Below are 16,702 nucleotides of genomic sequence, written 5' to 3'. Positions count from 1 at the left end.
AATAAGGAAATCGTAATGCAAAAACTGCGCACACTATGGATGCCTGCTGCTCTGAGCTTGGCGCTTACCGCCTGTGGTGAGCCTGACCAATCTGTGGCAGCGGCGCCAGCCAGCAGCTCGTCGCCGACGGAGGCTGCGGCAGAAGTTGCTCCGCTTGCTATCGACTACGAAAAGTTCACCTTGCCAAATGGCCTGCGGGTGATCGTGCATGAAGACCGCAAGGCACCGATCGTTGCTGTGGGCGTTTGGTACCACGTCGGATCCAAAGATGAGAAGCCCGGCCGTACGGGTTTTGCACACCTGTTTGAGCATCTCATGTTCAACGGCTCAGAAAACTACAACGATGAGTATTTCAAGCCGTTTGAGAAGGCCGGTGCCACTGGTATGAATGGTACTACCTGGCTGGACCGCACCAATTACTTTGAAACCGTCCCGAGCAATGCCCTTGATATGGCGCTGTGGATGGAATCAGATCGTATGGGGCACTTGCTGGGGGTTGTTACCCAGGAGCGTCTCGACGAGCAGCGCGGTGTTGTGCAGAACGAAAAGCGCCAGGGGCAAAACCAGCCCTACGGCAAAGTCTGGGAAAAGATGCAGGAAGCTATTTTCCCGGAAGGGCACCCGTACTCCTGGACCACCATTGGGTCCATGGAAGACCTGAATGCGGCCACGCTGGAAGATGTCCATGAATGGTTCAAGCAGTACTACGGTGCTGCGAATACCGTTCTGGTGCTCGCTGGTGACATCGATGTCGAAACTGCCAAAGAAAAGGCTGCGCATTACTTCGGTGACATCCCCGCCGGACCGCCGCTGGTTAAGAAGAAGGCGTGGGTCGCCAAGCGAGACCAGTCTTCCCGCGATCAGATGTACGATCGGGTAGCGCAGGCACGCCTGTATAAAGTTTGGAATACCGCTCACCTGGGTCATGCGGATGCCGATGCCATGGAAGTAGCGGCACAAGTACTGGGTAGTGGTAAAAATTCCCGTCTGTACAAGCGCCTAGTCTATAAAGATCAGATCGCAACCAATGCATACGTGAGCCATTACCAATTTGAGTTGGCCTCTATTTTTCAGGTGATCGTGGATGCCAAACCCGGTGTGGATCTGGCCAAGGTTGAGAGCGCGGTGAATGAGGAACTGGCGAACTTCCTCGAGAGCGGCCCGACAGCCGCCGAATTGAAGCGCGTAAATATGAGTACCTACGCGAGTGCGGCGCGAAATCTTGAGCAGATTGGTGGCTGGAGCGGTAAGGGGGTAATGCTGGCCCGTGGTGAACTCTACCGGGATAACCCCAATGCAGAGCTAGACAGTATTGCCGCCCAGCAAGCATTGGCTCCGGAAGCTGTACACGAGGCTGCCGTGCGCTGGCTCGCAAGCGGTGATTACAACTTGGAAGTTCACCCTTTCCCGGAGTTTGAGACTGCTGCCACGGGCGCCGATCGTTCCGGCCTGCCGGACCTGGGGGATTTTCCGTCGGTCCCATTCCCGGAGCTGCAAACCTTCGAAATGGATAACGGACTTAAGGTGGTATTAGCTGAGCGTAACTCGGTGCCGGTGGTTGATATGCGTCTGGTGTTCGACGCAGGTTATGCCGCTGACCAGGGCAAGAAGTTGGGTACCTCCAGCTATGCCATGTCCATGCTGAGTGAGGGCACCACGAGCCGCTCCGCGCTTGAGATCGCCGAACAGCAGGAACTGCTGGGTGCGCAGATCGGAGCCTGGTCCGATTTGGATGCATCCACCGTCTCTCTGAATACCTTGCGTAACAACCTGGATGAGTCCATGCAGTTATACGCAGATATTCTGATGAACCCGCAGTTTTCCGAGGAGGAAATCGACCGCAAGCGGGGACGTTGGCTGGCAAACATTCAGCAGGAGAAAACCCGTCCAGTACAAATGGCCATTCGCGTACTGCCGCCGCTGCTGTATGGGGAGGGGCATGCGTATAGTATCCCGCTGAGCGGTAGCGGTACCGAGGAATCCATCAATTCCCTGGTGCGTGAAGATCTGCTGGATTACCACCAAACCTGGCTGCGTCCGGACAACGCGACCCTGGTGGTGGTAGGGGACATTACCGCGGATGTACTCAAGGCGAACCTGGACAAGTACTTTGCCGATTGGGCCAAGCCCGAAGCGCCGTTGCCACAGAAGAACCTGGCTCAGGTTGATCTGCCAAGCGCTTCTCGAATCTACATCATTGATAAGCCGGGAGCAGAGCAGTCGATTATTATCGGTGGTTTGCTTGCGCCATCGGAAACCGTTCCGAATCGCGAAGCGATGCACATGATGAACGATATTCTGGGTGGTGACTTCACTGCGCGTATCAACATGAACCTGCGTGAAGATAAGCACTGGGCTTATGGTGCATATTCCTTCCTGGTCGGCGCTAAAGGGCAGCAGCCTTTCCTCGTCTATGCGCCAGTTCAGACGGACAAAACCAAGGAATCTCTGCAGGAGCTGCAGCGCGAGTTAGGTGAATACATTGCCAACCGCCCGGCAGAAGATGAAGAGCTGCAGAAGGTGAAAAGCAAGCTGGTGAATGAATTGCCTGGTCGCTTTGAGACCATCGGTTCTGTTGCTGGCGCGGTTGCGTCCATGGTGAAGTATGAGCGCCCGCTGAACTACATGGATGGCTATGCAGATGAAGTTCGTGGGGTCGCGCTGCCTGAAGTTCACGAGCTGGCTAACAGCATTATCAAGCCACAGCAGTTTGTGTGGGTGGTAGTGGGGGATAAAGGCAAGATCCAAGATGGCATCACTTCTCTCAATATCGGGCCTCTCGCTGAGCTGAATGTTGACGGCGAACCGATGGCTGCAGATATTGCCAGCGCCCAGTAAGCTGGATGTTCGAAAAAATTGGGGGAGGGCAGGGATATCCATTTGTATCTCTGCAGAGTTTAACTTCCCCCAAGTTTGCGGCAGCCAGAGGTGATTCTGGCTGCCGTGTTCCTTCCGCCTATGAGCTAGTCATCGCCTAATCGGCATCCGCTAGTCTTCAAAAATTTCTTCTATCGGCCTTTCAAGCAGTCGCGCAATCTTGAATGCGAGGGGTAGGCTCGGGTCGAATTTGCCCGTTTCGATGGCGTTGACTGTCTGGCGTGAAACGTCGAGCAGCTCAGCGAGGTTGGCCTGTGTCCAGTTACGCTCCGCGCGCAATGCCTTGATTTGGTTCTTCATATGTAGCGGAGCCTTGCTTGGACAATACCTGCCATGTAGCTGAAACCTAGTGCACCCAGAAGCACCGCAGCGGTAGGTTCTGGTATTAGCCCACCGGCAAACAAGATACTACCGCCGGAAAATACCAGTAGTCCTCCAGCGCACGCCAAGGCCAGAGCTTCCAGCTGAATCTTCCGTTCAAGCTCGTCCGCACCTGTAATAAAGTTTTTGTAGGCCCGCAGGAAGCCCATGGCAAAGAACAGGTTTACTGCGGTACCTGCCAGAGTGATCCAGGCGCTGTCATAGAGCTCGAGGCGGGCGGGAAATCCGGCAGCGGCAAGTGAAATAATCCAGGCGATTCCCCATTTGAGTACTTGCCGTTCGTTGCGGTTGTCTTGTTCGCGCAGCTGCGGTCCGCACAGCGCTTTGATCAGTTTGATCATTCTCGTATCCCTCCGATTCTTTGATGTAAAGTATGCTTGACATGTAGGTTAGTGGGGGCGGGTTATTTATGTCAAGCTTGCTTTACATTTTGTGTGTGGATTGACGCGCCAGTGCGCGCTTGTATTCTGTAAGAGAAAAATCTGGCCGCTTGTGTTGAAATGGCTGAATCACGGTGCTAGAGTTCGCGTCCTCTGCAGCACGGGACATCCGGTTGCACAGTTCTAGACCCGTAGCTCAGTTGGTTAGAGCGCTGCCTTGACATGGCAGAGGTCAGCAGTTCGAGTCTGCTCGGGTCTACCAATTTCTCGCGGACCTTTTCCTTTCTTTCGATCTGGTTCGTTTCGGGCGCAAGCCCACACTCACACAAGTGAATCACGCGGTCTTACGTAGGGGTCGCCACTGATAAATAAGGAAGTGCAATGCCTGTTGTCACCCTCCCTGACGGTTCCCGTCGCGAATTTTCCAATCCTGTATCTGTATTTGACGTTGCCAATGATATTGGTCCCGGCCTCGCGAAAGCTGCGCTGGCAGGTGTCGTTGACGGTAAGGAAGTGGATACCAGTTTTGTTATTGATCACGATGCCGACCTGGCGATCGTGACCGATCGCCAGCCAGAAGGCCTGGAGATCATTCGCCACTCTACCGCGCACTTGCTGGCCCAGGCGGTCAAGCAGCTGTATCCGGGCGCCCAGGTCACGATCGGTCCTGTGATCGACGATGGCTTCTATTACGATTTCGCGTACGAGCGCCAGTTCACCCCGGAAGATCTCGAGAAGATCGAAAAGCGCATGGAAGAGCTGGCCAAGGAAGATATTCCGGTAAGCCGCCGCCTGCTGCCGCGCGACGATGCGGTTAAGTACTTCCGTGAAATGGGTGAGGAATACAAGGCAGAGATCATTGCCAGCATTCCCACCAATGAAGATATTTCCCTGTACCGTCAGGGCGACTTTGAAGACCTGTGCCGTGGCCCGCATGTGCCGTCCACCGGCAAGCTCAAGGCCTTCAAATTGACCAAAGTGGCTGGTGCATACTGGCGCGGTGACTCGAACAACGAGATGCTGACCCGCGTTTACGGCACCGCCTGGGGCAGCAAGAAAGAGCTCAAAGCGTATCTACACCGTATTGCGGAAGCGGAAAAGCGCGACCACCGCAAGCTGGCGAAGAAGTTCGACCTGTTCCATATGCAGGAAGAAGCGCCCGGTATGGTGTTCTGGCATCCCAATGGCTGGACCGTATACAGCACCGTTGAGCAGTACATGCGCCAGCGTCAGCGCGAGCGCGGCTATAAGGAGATCAAGACTCCGCAGCTGGTGGACTTCTCTTTGTGGGAGAAATCCGGTCACGCAGACAAGTTCGGTGACGACATGTTCACCCTCGAAAGTGAAGAGCGCCAGTTTGCTATCAAGCCGATGAACTGCCCCTGTCACGTACAGGTGTTCAATCAGGGGCTGCGTAGCTACCGCGATCTGCCGTTGCGACTGGCGGAGTTCGGCTCCTGTCACCGCAGTGAGCCGTCTGGATCCCTGCACGGCCTGATGCGCGTGCGCGGCTTCGTTCAGGACGATGGCCACATCTTCTGTACCGAAGATCAGATCCAGTCTGAAGTGTCTGAATTCATGGATCTCCTGCATGAGGTCTACAAAGACTTTGGCTTTGACGAAGTGATCTATCGTTTGTCTACCCGCCCCGAAAAGCGCGTCGGTTCCGACGAGAGCTGGGACAAGGCGGAGAAGGCGCTGGCGGACGCACTGAATGCGGCTAATCTGGACTGGGAAGAGCTGCCGGGCGAGGGCGCCTTCTACGGGCCCAAGATCGAGTTCTCCCTGAAAGATTGTCTCGGTCGTGTATGGCAGTGCGGCACCATCCAGGTGGACTTCTCCATGCCGGGCCGTCTCGATGCGCAGTTTGTGGCGGAAGATGGCTCCCGTCAGAACCCGGTGATGTTGCACCGTGCGACCCTTGGGTCCTTCGAGCGCTTCATCGGTATCCTGATTGAGAACTACGAAGGTGCTTTCCCGACCTGGCTGGCGCCCCAGCAGGTTGCGGTGCTGAATATCACCGACCGCCAGTCTGAATATTGCCGCGATATCGAGTCCAAGCTGGGTGGTGAGGGCTTCCGCGCCGCTGCTGACTTGAGAAACGAGAAGATCGGCTTTAAAATCCGCGAGCACACGCTTCAGCGTGTTCCTTATCTGCTGGTAATCGGCGATAAGGAAGTGGAAAACCAGACGGTTGCCGTGCGGACACGTAGCGGTGAGGATCTCGGAACCATGACGTATGAGTCATTCCTTGAGATCCTCCGCCAGGACGTGGACCGCCGCGGCCGTTCGTCTATTGCGGGCGCAGCTGAATAAGCGCCCCAATAGCTTTTTTTGAGTAACCGGAGACGAGTGTTATTAAACGAGATATGAAAGGACGGTCCAAAAAGGCCCGCATTAACGATCAGATCGAAGCTTCTCAATTGCGATTGATTGGTGCGGATGGTGAACAGGTAGGCATTGTCACTCTGGATGAGGCGCTGGAAGAAGCGCAGAAGGCCAGCCTGGATCTCGTTGAAATTGCTCCGGACTCAGATCCCATCGTCTGTAAGATCATGGACTATGGTAAGCACGTATTTGAGGCCAAAAAGGCAAAAAATGCGGCTAAGAAGAAACAAAAGCAGCAGCAGATCAAGGAAATGAAGTTCCGTCCCGGTACCGATATCGGCGACTACCAGATCAAGCTGCGCAACCTGACCCGCTTCCTCGAAGCTGGGGACAAGGCAAAAGTATCCCTGCGCTTCCGCGGCCGTGAAATGGCCCACCAGGAGCTGGGTATGGAAATGATGCAGCGCATCGAGAAAGACCTCGAGGAGCTGGGTACGGTGGAGCAGCGGCCAAAAATGGAAGGCCGCCAGATGATCATGGTCATCGCGCCCGCCAAAAAGAAAAAGTAAGGCGCAGATACCTGGTATCTGAGTCTTCTTTTCGGGATGTGATCGGGCGACGGCTGCCTTCTCACTCCCGCACAGTTGCAGGCTTCGGCCTGTAACCAATTAACAGAACCCATTCGTGGGTCACTATTCACTTTGGAGTACAAAATGCCGAAAGCAAAAGTACACAGTGGCGCTGCCAAGCGCTTCAAGAAGACGGCTTCGGGCTACAAGCACAAGCACGCTAACAAGAGCCACATCCTCACCAAAATGACCACCAAGCGTAAGCGTCAGCTGCGCGGCACCAACACTTTGAACAAGTCTGATGCCACCCTGGTCGATCGTATGATGCGCGCCAAGTAATTGGCTGCACACGTTAAGTTTTAAGAGGATATTGATATGGCCCGTGTAAAACGTGGTGTAGTGGCGCGTCGCAGTCACAAGAAAATTCTGAAGCAGGCTAAAGGTTACTACGGTGCGCGTTCTCGCATTTTCCGTGTAGCCAAGCAGGCAGTCATCAAAGCTGGTCAGTACGCTTACCGCGACCGTCGCGTTAAGAAGCGTAACTTCCGCGCTCTGTGGATCACGCGTATCAACGCCCAGTCCCGCGCTGAAGGCCTGAGCTACAGCCGACTGATTGCTGGCCTGAAGAAGGCGGATATCGCACTGGATCGCCGTGTTCTGGCTGATCTGGCGGTATACGACAAAGCCGCTTTTGCTGCCGTAGTTGAAAAAGCCAAGGCAGCCCTGGCAGCTTAATTAGCGCCTGCAGAATAAATCGGCCCGCAAGGGCAGATTTGTGCTTTAAAAATAGGGAAGGGCTGTTTGGCTCTTCCCTATTTTTTTATCAGCAGCATACGAATTTCTGACGCAGAGGCTTGCTATTATCCGCTGCGTCTCAAAATAACAATTGTCACTCATCGATTAGAACGAGAAGGTTTCAATGCAAGAATTGCAGTCCCTCACCGAGCAGGCGCTGGCGCTGGTAGAAAAGGCCGGCGACCTCGCGGCACTGGACCAGGTGCGGGTGGATTACCTGGGTAAAAAAGGCCAGATCACCGCATTGCTGAAAGGTCTGGGAAAACTGTCTGCGGAAGAGCGTCCGGCGGCAGGGGCCAAAATCAACGAGGCTAAGCAGCAGGTGCAGGAAGCGATCAATGCGCGCCGCACCGCGATGGAAAAGGCTGCTATCGAAGAAAAGCTCGCCAAGGAAACCATCGACGTTACCTTGCCAGGCCGTGGTGAAGAGCAGGGCAATATGCACCCGATCACCCGCACCCTGCGTCGCATTGAAGAGATCTTCCAGCGCCTGGGCTTTACCGTAGAGCAGGGCCCCGAGGTAGAAGGGGACTACTACAACTTCGAAGCGCTGAATATTCCCGCCCACCATCCGGCGCGGGCCATGCACGATACCTTCTACATTGATCCCTCCACGGTTCTGCGTACGCACACGTCTTCTGTGCAGATCCGCACCATGGAGAAAACCAATCCGCCCCTGCGCATTATCTGCCCGGGCCGCGTATACCGCTGTGACTCCGATGTAACCCACTCCCCGATGTTCCACCAGATCGAAGGTCTGGTTATCGATGAGGGTGTGAGCTTCGCGCACCTGAAGGGCTGTATCGACCAGTTCCTGAAAGCCTTCTTTGAAGCGGATGTGCCGGTGCGTTTCCGTCCGTCCTACTTCCCGTTCACCGAGCCGTCTGCAGAAGCGGACATCCAGTGCACCGCCTGCGGTGGCGAAGGCTGCCGTATCTGTTCCGGCACCGGCTGGCTGGAAGTACTTGGTTGCGGCATGGTGCATCCGAATGTATTCGCGTCCTGCGATATCGACAGCGAAAAATACTCCGGCTTTGCCTTCGGCCTCGGTGTCGAGCGTATGGCCATGCTGCGTTACGGCGTAAACGACCTGCGCCTGTTCTTCGATAATGACCTGCGCTTCTTAAAGCAGTTCTAACTCGAATCCCGACTAAGGGGCCTGCAAGCAGGCGAACAAACAACCGCGTATTGCGTAAACGAATTAAGAATTAGAGAACGACTATGAAATTCAGCAACGCCTGGTTACGGGAGTGGGTAAACCCGGACCTGACAGCACAACAGCTGGCCGACCAGATCACCATGGCGGGCCTGGAAGTGGACGCCGTAGAACCAGTAGCCGGCGCATTTTCTGGGGTCGTAGTGGGTGAGATCGTCGCCTGCGAACAGCACCCAGACGCCGACAAGCTGCGCGTGTGCAAGGTAAAAGGGCACCCGGAAGGGGAGATGCAGGTCGTATGCGGCGCACCCAATGCGCGCACCGGCATCAAGATCCCGTTTGCGCTGGTGGGTGCCAAGCTGCCCGGCGACTTCAAAATCAAGAAAGCCAAGCTGCGCGGTGTCGAAAGCTTCGGCATGTTGTGCGCACAGACCGAACTGGAACTGGGTGACGACAACGACGGTATCTGGGAGCTGCCAGAAGAGGCAGTAACCGGCACCGACCTGCGCGAATACCTGCAGCTCGACGACAGCACCATCGAAGTCGATCTGACCCCAAACCGTTCCGACTGCCTGGGTGTAGCCGGTATTGCCCGTGAAGTGGGCGTACTGAACCGCTGCGAAGTCACCCCGCCTGCCATCGAGCCGGTTGCCGCAGTAATCGATGACAGCCTGCAGGTGTCCCTGTTGGCCGAAGACGCCTGCCCGCGTTATGTGGGCCGCGTGATCCGCAATATCAATATCGATGCCGAAACACCGCTGTGGATGCAGGAACGCCTGCGTCGCAGTGGCCTGCGTAGCATCGATCCGGTAGTCGACGTAACCAACTATGTGCTGCTGGAGCTGGGTCAGCCCATGCACGCCTTCGACCTCGCCAAGCTGAACGGTGGCATCAAGGTACGTATGGCAGAGCAGGGCGAAAAGCTCACCCTGCTGGACGAGCAGGAAGTGGAGCTGAAAGCCGATACCCTGTTGATCGCCGACGAGAAAGGCCCACTGGCCATCGCCGGTATCATGGGCGGCCTGGATTCCTCCGTAACCAAAGCCACCAAGGATATCTTCCTGGAAAGCGCTTTTTTCAGCCCGCTGGCCATTGCCGGTAAGGCGCGTTCCTACGGCCTGCACACCGATTCCTCGCACCGCTTTGAGCGCGGTGTGGACTACCGTCTGCAGGAGAAGGCCATCGAGCGCGCTACCCAGCTGCTGCTGGATATCGTCGGTGGTGAGCCCGGCCCTGTACACGTTCGCGAAGTTACCGAAGCCATGCCTGCAGAGCGTCGTATTACCCTGCGTCGCGCCCGCGTAAGCCGCGGCTTGGGTATCCAGATGAGCGATGCCGAGATCGTCGAGATCATCACTCGCCTGGGCCTGGAAAAGATCAGTGAAGACAGCGAAGGCTGGACCTTCCTGGTGCCGAGCTTCCGTTTCGATATCTCCATCGAGTCCGACCTGCTGGAAGAGCTGGCGCGGGTGTATGGCTACAACCGCATCCCCAGCATCAGCTTCGAAGCAGCGCTGGATATTGTGCCGCGTGCAGAAGCCCAAGTAGCCCAGTCTCGCCTGGAGCAGACGCTGCTGTCCCGCGGCTATCAGGAAGCGATCACCTTCAGCTTTATCGATCGCGACGCCTCCGCCAAGTTTGATCCTGCGGTTGAGCCTGTGGCCCTGCAAAACCCCATCAGCGCTGAGCTCGCAGTGATGCGCACCAACTTGATGGCGGGCCTGGTAAAGACCCTGCAGTACAACCTGAACCGCCAGCAGGACCGCGCGCGCCTGTTCGAAACCGGCCTGCGCTTTGTGCCGGGCAATGCCGAATCCGGTGAAGGCCTGCAGCAGGAGCGCATGATTGCGGGCCTGATCTACGGCAGCCGCCAGCCAGAAGGTTGGAGTGGTTCCAAAGACGTTGTAGATTTCTACGACATCAAGGCGGACGTGGAAGCCATGCTGGCGCACTACGAAGCCGATGCCGAGTTCACCTTCGCACCGGCCAAACACCCGGCGCTGCACCCGGGCCAGTGCGCTGAAGTGCTGCGCAATGGCAAGTCCGTGGGCGTACTGGGTGCGCTGCATCCAGAACTGCAAAAGGATTACGATCTGCCCAAGGCGGCTTTCCTGTTTGAATTGAGCCTGGACGGATTGGGTCAGGCGGTCATTCCTGCCTTTACTCCCTTATCTAAGTTCCCCGAGGTGCGTCGTGACCTGGCGATCTTGGTGGATGCGGAGATTCCTGTGGGTCAGCTGGCAGAAACCGCTGTTGAAGCAGCCGGCGAATTTTTGACGGACTTCAACATTTTTGACGTCTATCAGGGCAAAGGCATTGATTTACATAGAAAAAGTGTCGCTATGGGCTTGACGTTTCAGCATCCCTCGCGCACCCTTAACGACGAAGAAATCAATGCCGCAGTCGATGCGGTAGTCAGTCAACTAGAACAAAAATACAACGCCAGCCAGCGTTAAACCGGTTTTGCTCCGGGATATGCGCGGCTGATGCGCGTATCCCGAGAGCGTCTGCTTCCGGGTTCCAAGCCAATGCGGTACCAGGCTTAAAACCGGAGTCGACGCCTCTGAATCTGTTGGGCAGGAACCAATGACAGAGGCACTGACTAAGGCCGGGCTCGCCGAGAAGTTGTACGAAGAGCTGGGTTTTAACAAGCGCGAAGCGAAAGAAATCGTCGAATTCTTTTTCGAGGAAATCCGCAACGCTCTTGAAAATAATGAGCAGGTTAAACTGTCAGGGTTTGGCAATTTCGACCTGCGTGATAAAAGCCAGCGTCCGGGACGGAACCCCAAGACTGGCGAAGAGATTCCTATTTCCGCAAGAAGGGTTGTTACCTTCAAGCCAGGACAAAAACTCAAGGCACGAGTAGAAGAAGATGCTGGAAGCGAGTCATAACAGTGAACTCCCCGTAATTCCGGGGAAGCGCTATTTCACCATCGGTGAAGTCAGTGAACTGTGTGCAGTGAAACCTCACGTACTGCGCTACTGGGAACAGGAATTCCCGCAGCTCAGCCCGGTAAAGCGCCGCGGAAACCGTCGTTATTACCAACATCAGGACGTTGTCCTCATCCGCCAGATCCGCGCACTCCTGTATGAAGAGGGCTACACCATTGGTGGCGCTCGTCTGCAAATGGAAAGCGGCGGCACCGAAAAAGACAAAGACCAGTCTGTACAGCTGCAGCAGGTGATCCCGCAAATGATCGCTGAACTGGAAGGTGTGCTGGAATTACTGGAAGTCAAAGCCTGACCCAAAAAGGCGCAAAACGGGCTTGCATTCCCACCGTACTTCGGTATGATTTGCGCCTCATCGCCAAGCGATGCCCCTTATAAATCAAGCACTTACGTAATTTTCACGCCGCTTGATTTCCTCCTGTCGGAGTGTAGCGCAGCCTGGTAGCGCACCACACTGGGGGTGTGGTGGTCGTCGGTTCAAATCCGGCCACTCCGACCATTTCCCAAAAAAGCCCGCTTTATGCGGGCTTTTTTGTTTCCCGAAATAAAATCCTTTTATTTGTTGTGCTGGGACAAGGCTTCTTGTTTTGATTTGGTGTGTATCTATTCATCGATCAGGGGCGGTTCACGTGTAAACAGGAAAAAATGACCAACTTGGTACGCAATTAACAAATAAAAATTTAAAAATGATTGCTTGTTGAGTATTTTGGTGTTGACGATGTGACGTCTATTTCATTACGATGCCGCTCGGTAAATGCAGTAGTTGTTTAGGCTGCGAAAGTATTACAACTGCGAGTGGTTTGGTGTGACAGGAAGTTTCACGTCCACATTCTGTGTATTTGTAGCATGCTTTGCTTTATGTGATGGCGTGTTTGCAAATAGTACTGCGAGCTCTGCGCATAAGTGTTGTGCGCCTGGGGCCGTTTCCAATTACTTTTCGTCAGTTACCCGCAATGGGGCCGCTGAAATGGAAAGGTGCTTTATTCGTGCGAGCGAAGTTGAAGATGGTGCTAATGACTATCTTGTTGTTGACGTCACTACAACGCCACAGGAATTTATTCCTCTCCCTGTAGATATCAGCCTGCCTGCGCGAAAAATAAAATCTTCCCCCTATTTGAAGCGCAAGCCCTTGCTGATTGTTGCTGAGTCTTATAAGCGGCATGCAATGCTGAGCTTGTGCTCTGAGCTTATCCAAAGTGGATTTTCCTCGCCCAAGATTTTGATACGCGATACATATCCTGGAGATCGAGAAGCTCCAATTCGGGAGGTATCTCCTGAAGACTTTATCGTTGAGGCGGCCAATTTGGGTGTTGCTGTGCTTGCCCTTAGTGAGGAAGTAGCCGCAAAGCTGGAAGGGTTCGGTGTGCCAGCTTTGGCTTTGGTTGGTGATGTCGATTCACAAGCTGCGCTTAGTGGCGAATTGGCAAGCTTTTCGAAAGGTTACATTCCTATCTTTTTGGTGGGTGACTCAAAAGCGCAAGAGTCGCTAACTAAATATCCGATTCTACACCCTCTGTCATCCGTATTTATTGTACGCGGTGGCATTGACGCTATTGGTAATTCACTGAAATTTAGTGCCTTGCATTCATTGCAGAGAAGTAATAATGGGGAGGCGCTAAGCTGTGCGAGGTAATCGTATCTGCCAGGCTTTTCTGGCGTTCGTACTGTTAGTCTGTGTGGGACTGTGGCTCAATTTTGGGACCTTTGGGGTGGCGCCTCGATATGATCTTTCCAAGACGGTACGCTACGGTTTTCTTGTAGAAAATAACACTTCTTCCAATATTGAAGGTGCGAGCTTCAGGGTTTTCGCACCTGTAAAGAAGAATTCTTATCAAGAAAACACCGAATTAACTGCAAACTACCCGTTTAAAATTGAGTTGGATGAGCTTGGAAATCAGGTATTAGTTTTTGACGTTGGAGATATTGCCCCCCTCTCTCGAAAAGTTATCAATATTACCGCTACGCTGAAGCTCGCTGGTTACGCTCAAGTGTTTAAAGAATCGGATAACGATAAATATTTGATATCCGAGCGCAACATTCAAGTTGATTCCCCCGTAATTAGGATGATATCTAGGGAGATTAACCCAAAATCTGGTGAAGAAGCCCGTATAGCAAATTGGATATCGGAAAATATCACAGACGTTGGGTATGTTGCTGAAGACCGCGGCGCCCATTACGCGTTGGTAAATAGAAAAGGTGACTGTACCGAATTTTCCTCTGCCTTTGTTGCATTGGCCAGGGCAAGCGACATTCCCTCCCGGATGATCGGTGGATTTGTGATAGACCGATCTGGAAGGTTACAGGCGAATAATTACCACAATTGGTCCGAGTTTATGCGTGATAACGCATGGCATATCGCTGATCCACAAAATAATATTTTTGACTCAGGTTATGGGTCATATATCGCTTTTTATAATTTTAATGAACGCTCCCGCATGAATAATAGTCATCGTTTTTTGACATATGATTCACGGTTGAGTGTGCAGATGCTTTAGACCAAAAGGCCTGTTTATGAACAAAAGTTTAGCTTCCTTTGCGCTATTTCTGTTTTCTGTTGCAGCTTTTCTCGGAAGTTCTGCTTTGGCGGCACAGACTATATTGGTCAATGACACCACCATTTCCGAATCTAATCTCGATTATGAGGGTGAAGATTTAGTTGTTGATGGTGCCATTCTTACCGTGGATGGCAACCATAGCTTTTCTAGTGTTCTATTGAAAAACGGTGCGACCTTGCGGCATTCCGTTGGTGCAGCTTCCGAGCTGCGGCTTAACGTTGCAGGTATATTTGAAATCGATGAAAGTTCCAAAGTAGATGTTTCTGCGCGGGGACGTCTGGCTACCGATCCTGATTGCTCGGGCTGTGGGGGGGCGTATGCTAGTGCGGGTGGCATGAACCCGGCTCTGGGTTTTGGTGATTACACAAAGCCCGCCATGTATGGGGAAGGCGGTGCACACACTGCAAGTGGGGCAGGGACACGGGGGGGAGGCCGTTTTTACCTTGATGCCAATAAGTTAATACTGGCAGGGGGTATCTTCGCAAATGGTGAATCTCAACTAGATTACTTTGAGGGGGGCTATGCGGGTGGTGGCGCCGGTGGTTCAATTTCAATTTATGTCGATGTACTTGAAGGTAACGGATTAATTTCTGCGAACGGTGCGGGTGCAAATACAAGTCATGCAGGAGGCGGTAGTGGTGGCAGGGTTGCGATCTACTACGGCCCAGAGAGCGAGTTTGATTTTGTCGGATTAGTCTCTGCCAAGGGTGGGACGGGCAAGGTAGGTGGGGGACCAGGCACAGTCCATATTAATGACCGAGCCATTGATCGTCTGTATGTAGAAAACAATGGTGGAGAGTATGGGTCTTTGGCTCATTGGGTTGTCGAGAGTGGTGCTCCAGGCGTTCGCAGTTCCGGTCAAACTCCGAGTGCAAGCTATTTCGGTGGGTATTACTACCTGTATGGTGGTGGTAATAATTCAGAGTCAAGCTTTTATCAAAATGTAAAAATTCCCTATTCAACGTTTACTCAAGAAGAAGTGGCTTCTGGTGAAATTTCACTGGGTATCAGCTGGCTCCAATCATCTTGGAGTTCATCTGATAGTGGTGAGGTGGTTTTTCGATTTCGGGACGTCGAGGGTGACGTAATTTCTGAAGTTGCGAGTGGTTTGGCAACTACTGCTGCGAAGGAATGGGAGCGTAAATTCTATTCTTCATACATTCCACCACGAACTCACTCCGTCGATCTTGTTTTGCATTCGGTACGCGGAGCAGGTAGTAACAATGATGCATACTTCGATAATTTAGATTTAAAGATTTATCGAAATATAGAGAGTGAACCTGCTGAGAGCTCCGGGAGTTTGTTTGTAGACAACCACTCTTCTGGTGAGAATGTTGAGCGATATCGTATTTCTGGTGTAATCGGTTCTGAGATTTATCTGAGAAACTCGCGTGTAGAACTAATAACTGGTGCGCAGGTTTTAGGATCTGGGTTTGTTGGTGGTCAGACGGGAAAAAGCATAGTTCATCTAAGTGAGGGGGGCGACTATGGCGAAAACGGATTCCGTGTTGATCGGGTTGATGTAATTGCCTCCGGTTCCCATGAAATTAATGGACGCTTTAGTCTCGTCAATAGCGCCTATGTCACCATGCCGGTCGCTGAAGAGGCAGATGCGCCTTTATCAATAAATGCAGAAAACGTATTTGTAGATAGTAGCTCGAAAATTGATGTTTCAGGTAAGGGGGTTTTGCCGTCAGGTGGCATTCATTGGAAGTCCGGCGGCAGCTATGGCGGTGTCGGCGGTATCGATCCAGTGTCCGGCAGTGTAAATTCAACTTTTGGATCTATGACGGAACCGACAGATTTTGGCGTTGGTGGTTATGGCGCGGATGATTCAAGCAAGCACTCCCGTGGTGGCGGTGCAGTCAAGCTCGTCGCTACCAAAAAAATCGAAATTTACGGAGACATCCTTGCAAACGGAAGTTACCTTGCTGACGCCGGTGGCGGCAGTGGTGGTTCTGTTTGGATCGAAGCCGCCGAGATTGTCGGCGGCAGTGGAACATTAATAGAGGCGTCAGGTGGTTATGGGTACCGATCGGGAATAGGCGGTGGCGGCCGCATTGCACTCTACTATGGTGCCATGTCTGGAATTGTTCCATCGGATGATATATTTGCGCGCGCTGGCACTAATTACTCAGGCGCCACCGGTTATGGCGGCCCGGGAACGGTTTACCTTTATGACCGCTCTCTGCCGTCTGAAAATGCGCGCTTACAAATTATTAATCGGAGTAGCAGCGAGACTTACCCCCCGTATATATTGAGTGGGGAAGTCGAGATTCCTATTTTTTTCGAACATTTGCGCGTAACAATCGATCAAGATGTTAATTTGACTGCGCCAATTACATTCAAAGATGCGAAAGTTGTTTTGAATGATGGGGTGCATTTAGGTTCCCCAATTTCAGGTAATAGCTTCAGTTCCGTTTATGTCGCGGCAGAGGGTAATTTCACAGTACCTAATAACAATTTGGTAGTAGATGGCTTCACCCTGGAATTGCCTCAGGATTACAGCTTTGAAACCATTACCCTCAAAAACAGCGCTAAGATAACCACCCCTGCAGCTTCTGAGGGCTTTACCGCTGGTATTACCCTAAATGCCACAGATTTCTATGTCAGCTCCAATTCATATATTGATGTAAGTGGCAAAGGGCGTCTCGCGGAATCTGGCAGGCATTGGAAATCCGGTGGTAGTTACGGTGGCTTGGGTGGCATAGA

The 16,702-nt window shown here is 53.0% G+C and carries 13 protein-coding genes, 2 tRNA genes and 1 pseudogene; 14 read left to right on the top strand and 2 right to left on the bottom strand.

The annotated features are described in order from the left end of the window. Positions 1–15: 15 nt before the first annotated feature. Positions 16–2,838, top strand: a complete 2,823-nt coding sequence (locus KUV22_RS04425) for a M16 family metallopeptidase (protein WP_222228834.1) — start codon at positions 16–18, stop codon at positions 2,836–2,838. A 150-nt stretch (positions 2,839–2,988) separates the two neighbouring features. Here KUV22_RS04425 and KUV22_RS04420 read toward each other — a convergent pair whose 3' ends face one another. Further along, positions 2,989–3,177: a helix-turn-helix transcriptional regulator gene (locus tag KUV22_RS04420; protein ID WP_222228832.1), complete on the bottom strand. Its 189-nt coding sequence runs from the start codon at positions 3,175–3,177 to the stop codon at positions 2,989–2,991. Then, the gene (locus KUV22_RS04415; RefSeq protein ID WP_222228830.1) at positions 3,174–3,599 is read right to left on the bottom strand and encodes a hypothetical protein; all 426 of its coding nucleotides are present in this window, start codon (positions 3,597–3,599) and stop codon (positions 3,174–3,176) included. Before KUV22_RS04415 ends, KUV22_RS04420 begins: the two co-directional genes overlap by 4 nt. Before the next feature lie 224 nt (positions 3,600–3,823). Here KUV22_RS04415 and KUV22_RS04410 point away from each other — a divergent pair. The 13 genes and pseudogenes from KUV22_RS04410 to KUV22_RS04350 form a co-directional block, all read left to right on the top strand. Continuing rightward, positions 3,824–3,900: transfer RNA gene (locus KUV22_RS04410), tRNA-Val, on the top strand. A 119-nt stretch (positions 3,901–4,019) separates the two neighbouring features. After that, complete coding sequence (gene thrS, locus KUV22_RS04405; RefSeq protein WP_077404240.1) at positions 4,020–5,954, top strand: threonine--tRNA ligase; 1,935 nt, start codon at positions 4,020–4,022, stop codon at positions 5,952–5,954. Positions 5,955–6,007: 53 nt separating this feature from the next. Beyond that, on the top strand, positions 6,008–6,535 hold the full coding sequence (infC, locus tag KUV22_RS04400) for a translation initiation factor IF-3 (RefSeq protein ID WP_222228828.1): 528 nt from the start codon (positions 6,008–6,010) through the stop codon (positions 6,533–6,535). Positions 6,536–6,679: 144 nt separating this feature from the next. Continuing rightward, positions 6,680–6,874, top strand: a complete 195-nt coding sequence (gene rpmI / locus KUV22_RS04395; protein ID WP_077404237.1) for a 50S ribosomal protein L35 — start codon at positions 6,680–6,682, stop codon at positions 6,872–6,874. 36 nt (positions 6,875–6,910) lie between these two features. Next, positions 6,911–7,270 carry a 50S ribosomal protein L20 gene (gene rplT, locus KUV22_RS04390; RefSeq protein WP_077404234.1) on the top strand — a complete coding sequence of 120 codons (360 nt, stop codon included), beginning with the start codon at positions 6,911–6,913 and terminating at the stop codon, positions 7,268–7,270. A gap of 184 nt (positions 7,271–7,454) precedes the next feature. Then, positions 7,455–8,468, top strand: a complete 1,014-nt coding sequence (gene pheS, locus KUV22_RS04385; RefSeq protein ID WP_077404232.1) for a phenylalanine--tRNA ligase subunit alpha — start codon at positions 7,455–7,457, stop codon at positions 8,466–8,468. A gap of 83 nt (positions 8,469–8,551) precedes the next feature. Further along, positions 8,552–10,942, top strand: coding sequence for a phenylalanine--tRNA ligase subunit beta (gene pheT / locus KUV22_RS04380; protein WP_222228826.1), 2,391 nt, complete (start codon positions 8,552–8,554; stop codon positions 10,940–10,942). 130 nt (positions 10,943–11,072) lie between these two features. Beyond that, positions 11,073–11,378, top strand: a complete 306-nt coding sequence (ihfA, locus tag KUV22_RS04375; protein WP_010131375.1) for an integration host factor subunit alpha — start codon at positions 11,073–11,075, stop codon at positions 11,376–11,378. After that, on the top strand, positions 11,359–11,730 hold the full coding sequence (locus tag KUV22_RS04370; protein WP_222228825.1) for a MerR family transcriptional regulator: 372 nt from the start codon (positions 11,359–11,361) through the stop codon (positions 11,728–11,730). Before ihfA ends, KUV22_RS04370 begins: the two co-directional genes overlap by 20 nt. A gap of 127 nt (positions 11,731–11,857) precedes the next feature. Beyond that, positions 11,858–11,934 (top strand) — tRNA-Pro (locus KUV22_RS04365). Positions 11,935–12,402: 468 nt separating this feature from the next. After that, the gene (locus KUV22_RS04360) at positions 12,403–13,068 is read left to right on the top strand and encodes a hypothetical protein (RefSeq protein WP_222228824.1); all 666 of its coding nucleotides are present in this window, start codon (positions 12,403–12,405) and stop codon (positions 13,066–13,068) included. Then, a complete protein-coding gene (locus KUV22_RS17470; protein ID WP_222228823.1) occupies positions 13,058–13,930 on the top strand; it encodes a transglutaminase-like domain-containing protein in 873 nt (290 codons plus the stop codon). The genes KUV22_RS04360 and KUV22_RS17470 overlap by 11 nt, the downstream gene beginning before the upstream one ends. A gap of 16 nt (positions 13,931–13,946) precedes the next feature. Beyond that, positions 13,947–16,702: pseudogene (locus tag KUV22_RS04350) on the top strand (hypothetical protein); the annotation flags it as partial.

Source organism: Microbulbifer agarilyticus, assembly GCF_019800665.1.
Classification (GTDB): domain Bacteria; phylum Pseudomonadota; class Gammaproteobacteria; order Pseudomonadales; family Cellvibrionaceae; genus Microbulbifer; species Microbulbifer agarilyticus_C.
Note: the sequence above shows the minus strand (reverse complement) of the source record. Positions and strands in the feature narration are given on the sequence as shown.